This window comes from Methylobacterium sp. WL103 (genome assembly GCF_008039885.1).
GTDB classification, from domain to species: Bacteria; Pseudomonadota; Alphaproteobacteria; order Rhizobiales; family Beijerinckiaceae; genus Methylobacterium; species Methylobacterium cerastii.
The window spans coordinates 1-3501 of sequence record NZ_VRUX01000457.1 but is presented as its reverse complement, the minus strand read 5'-3'; the positions used below and the strand labels follow the sequence as shown (position 1 = coordinate 3501).

5 protein-coding genes are annotated in these 3501 nt (G+C 71.0%); 3 read left to right on the top strand and 2 right to left on the bottom strand.

Annotation, left to right across the window (positions count from 1 at the left end):
* On the bottom strand, positions 1–343 hold a 343-nt coding region (locus tag FV222_RS20480; RefSeq protein ID WP_147815510.1), incomplete at its 3' end, for an RNA polymerase subunit sigma-70.
* Positions 344–561: 218 nt separating this feature from the next.
* Between FV222_RS20480 and FV222_RS20475 the strand changes: the two genes are divergently transcribed.
* The 3 genes from FV222_RS20475 to hemC all read left to right on the top strand — a co-directional run bounded on the left by FV222_RS20475 (position 562) and on the right by hemC (position 2823).
* Positions 562–1425 carry a Kdo hydroxylase family protein gene (locus FV222_RS20475; RefSeq protein ID WP_147815509.1) on the top strand — a complete coding sequence of 288 codons (864 nt, stop codon included), beginning with the start codon at positions 562–564 and terminating at the stop codon, positions 1423–1425.
* Positions 1426–1453: 28 nt separating this feature from the next.
* Positions 1454–1753, top strand: coding sequence for an antibiotic biosynthesis monooxygenase family protein (locus FV222_RS20470; RefSeq protein ID WP_147753517.1), 300 nt, complete (start codon positions 1454–1456; stop codon positions 1751–1753).
* Positions 1754–1899: 146 nt separating this feature from the next.
* Positions 1900–2823 (top strand): hydroxymethylbilane synthase, encoded by a 924-nt coding sequence (gene hemC / locus FV222_RS20465; RefSeq protein WP_147753516.1) that lies wholly within the window; start codon positions 1900–1902, stop codon positions 2821–2823.
* A gap of 154 nt (positions 2824–2977) precedes the next feature.
* On the opposite strand, the gene FV222_RS20460 is transcribed toward hemC, so the two are convergent.
* Positions 2978–3501, bottom strand: a 524-nt coding sequence (locus FV222_RS20460; protein ID WP_147815508.1) for a GSCFA domain-containing protein, incomplete at its 5' end; no start/stop codon positions are given.

Here is a 3501-nt window from a genome sequence, read left to right as displayed (position 1 = left end):
CCGTCGGCTCGCCGCGCAGGCGGGCGAGCGCCTTGTCGCGGGCCACCGCCTCGGGGGCGTGCGGATCGCCGTCGAGCCACTTGCCGCGCTTGATCACCTCGTTGACCCGCCCCTGGTTCACGCCGACCTTGAAGGCGATCTCCTGCTGGGTCATGCCGGTGGAGGCGTGCAGGTCGAGGATGGCGTGGGCGAGTTCCGGCGTCATCTTCTGCCCGGTCAGCCGGCGGGCGGGCTTCACCGTGCGGGTGGCGCGGTCGCGCTCGCGCAGGCGCTCCAGCAGCGCGAGCGCCATGTTCATGCCGTGCTCGCGCAGCGACTCCTCGAATTCCTTCAGCGTCGCCATCGGCGAATGATCCTTGCGCGGGCGAGACCGCCCGGAACAGGGGGAGAACGTGCCGCCTCGGCATCGGTTGCGCAAGGCGTTCCGGTTGCGGCATCCCGGGATGACAGGACGCAGGTGCCGTCATCCACCGGAAAACCGCCGCGGCTGGCCCTTCCCGCGGGCGTCGGCTAAACCCGCGGACCCGCGAAGCCGGCCACGCGACAGGACACGCGACCCGCATGATCAGCCCGATCTTCACCGTCCCCGCTGCGGGATCCGCCGCGAACGGCTCGCTCGCCGCGGCGCTCGAAGGCGGCGCGGTGCTGATGTTCCCCGATCTCGACTTCCCGTTCAGCGACTTCGAGCGGCGCTTCACCGAGCGCCCGTTCGCCGACGGCAAGGCCAAGAACGTCAACATCCGCGGCGAGGCGGCGAGCCTCCGGGGTGCTGCCGGCACGCCGGAGGAGCAGGAGGGCTTGCGCCGGCTGCTGGTGCGCTATCGCGGTTTCGCCGAAGCGCTGATCGCGCGCCACCTGCCGGAATACGCCGACCGGATCAGCCTCGCCGGCACCTCGTACCGGCCCTTCGACGTGGACCGGCGCAAGATGAGCTGGCGCCGCGACGACACCCGCCTGCACGTCGACGCCTTCCCCTCGAACCCGATCGGCGAAAAGCGCATCCTGCGGGTGTTCCGCAACATCAACCCGAGCGGCCAGCCGCGCCTGTGGCGGGTGGGCGAGGATTTCGGCTCGATGGCCGACAAGTTCCTGCCCAAGCTCCCGGGCTATTCGCCGCTCTCGGCGCGCCTGCTGGCAGCGCTCCGCATCACCAAGGCGCGGCGCTCGGAATACGACCACCTGATGCTGCACCTGCACGACGCCTTGAAGCAGGACGCGGCCTACCAGGCGAACGCCCCCCAGGCCGACGTGGAATTCCAGCCCGGCCAGACCTGGGTGACCTTCTCCGACCTCGTCATGCACGGGGCCATGGGCGGCCGCTACATGCTGGAGCAGACCGCCTACCTGCCGGTCTCCGCCCAGGCCGACCCGGAGACGAGCCCGCAGCGGATCCTCGCGCGCAAGCTCGGCCGCCCGCTCCAATAGTTTCTTGCCGCACAAGGACGTGACACGAATGATCCTCGAAATCGCGCAGGTCGAGATCAAGCCCGGCATGGAGGCCGAGTTCGAGGCCGGCATCAGTCGGGCCGCCGAGATCTTCCGGGTCGCCGCCGGCTGCCGCAGCTTCGACGTGCGGCGCTCGGTCGAGCATCCGCAGCGCTACCGCCTGCTGATCGAGTGGGAGACGCTGGAGGCCCACACCAAGGACTTCACCGGCTCGCAAGCTTGGCAGGATTACCGCGCCATCGTCTCCCCGTGCTTCGCGAGCCCGCCCGCGGTGGAGCACACCGAGCGGGTGCTGAAGGCGTTCTGACGGATCGCTCGACGCGCCCCCTCTCCCGAACGGGAGAGGTGACCCGCGCTTCCTGCGGAGTGATCGGTCCCGAAGCATCGACAGAGCTTGCGCCCACGTCGTCCCGCAACGATGCTCGCGCAAAGCTCGGGCGAGACAAGAAGCACATGATCCAGCGTCCCCTCCGCATCGGCACCCGCGGTAGCCCGATGGCGCTCGCGCAGACCGGCATGGTCCGCGACAAGATCGTGGCGGCCAACCCCGGCCTCGAGACCGAGCTGGTCGTCGTCACCACCGTGGCGGACAAGATCCTGGACCGGCCGCTCTCCGAGATCGGCGGCAAGGGGCTGTTCACCAAAGAATTGGAGCAGGCGCTATTCTCCGACGAGGTGGATGTCGCCGTCCACTCGATGAAGGACGTCGAGACCTGGCTGCCCGAGGGGCTGGTCATCGCCTGCATCCTGGCGCGCGACGACCCGCGCGACGCCTTCCTGTCGCCGCGGGCCTCCGGGTTCGCGGAACTGCCCGAGGGCGCGCGCGTCGGCACCTCCTCGCTCCGGCGCGCGGCGCAGGTGCTGATGCGCCGGCCGGACCTGCGGATCGTGCCGCTGCGCGGCAACGCCAACACCCGCATGCGCAAGCTCGAGGCCGGCGAGTGCGACGCGACGCTGCTGGCGCTCGCCGGCCTCGAGCGCCTCGGCCTGGAGGGCATGGCGCGCTCGGTGCTCTCGGTCGAGGAGATGCTGCCGGCGGTGGCCCAAGGGGCGCTGGGCATCGAGGCCCGCGAAGGCGACGCCGAGATCCACGCGCTGCTGGCCCCGTTGGCCTGCGCCCGCACCACCACCGCCATCGGCGCCGAGCGGGCGCTGCTGGCCGAGCTCGACGGCTCCTGCCGCACGCCGATCGCGGCGCTGGCGCGGATCGAGGGCGACACGCTCAGCCTCGACGGCCTGCTGTTCCTCCCCGACGGCAGCCGCCATTGGGCCGCCTCCCGCTCGGGCCCGGTCGCCGACGCGGCCCGGATCGGCCGCGAGTGCGGGGCCGAGATCAAGGCGGCGGCGGGCGAGATCTACACGAAGCACCTGCAGTAGGCCGCGGCGCCCCGGACGGATGGAGCGCGGGTCCCCTCTCCCGTTCGGGAGAGGGACAGGGTGAGGGGCGAGGTCTTTCCGGACATGTCGCCCCCCTCACCCCAACCCTCTCCCATTCGGGAGAGGGGGCCGGTCGGCGTCTCCTGATTTCGCCTCACGCCACGCTGCGTTCGATCTGCTCCTCGTCGCAGATCACGCCCGCCGTGCCCTCGTATTCCGCGGCGAAGTCGTGGGCGGCCTGCACCGGGGCCGGGGTGGTGCGGTCGGCCGCGAAGGTGGCGAGGAACGAGCGCATCACGTGGCGCACGCCCGCGTCGTTGATGGTGCGCAGGTCGTCGTTGTAATAGCGCCCCGCGTTCACGTTGCTGGTGACGATGTCGTAGGCGGGGAAGTACACCGCCCGCGGGTCGCCGGAGGCGCAGGCCTCGCCCGCCGCCACCCGCAGCACCGACTTCGAGTAGCTGTTCGATTCCATCACGTGCCGGTCCATGAAGGTGGCGATCATCGGCACCGGCGAGACCGTGAGGATGATGCGGGCCGAAGCGTTCACGCTCCAGAGCCGTTCGAGGAAGCCCTGCAGGTCGGCGAGCACCTCGGCCGCGCCGGCGTTGACGCATTCGTAGAGCGCCGGATCGTAGGTGCCGCCGGCGACGCCCGGGGCCAGCGGCAGGGCGGCCC

Excerpts from the sequence above, each read along its gene's own strand:
- FV222_RS20470 (WP_147753517.1), top strand. The coding sequence starts at position 1,454 with ATGATCCTCGAAATCGCGCAGGTCGAGATCAAGCCCGGCATGGAGGCC.
- FV222_RS20475 (WP_147815509.1), top strand. The coding sequence starts at position 562 with ATGATCAGCCCGATCTTCACCGTCCCCGCTGCGGGATCCGCCGCGAAC.
- hemC (WP_147753516.1), top strand. The coding sequence starts at position 1,900 with ATGATCCAGCGTCCCCTCCGCATCGGCACCCGCGGTAGCCCGATGGCG.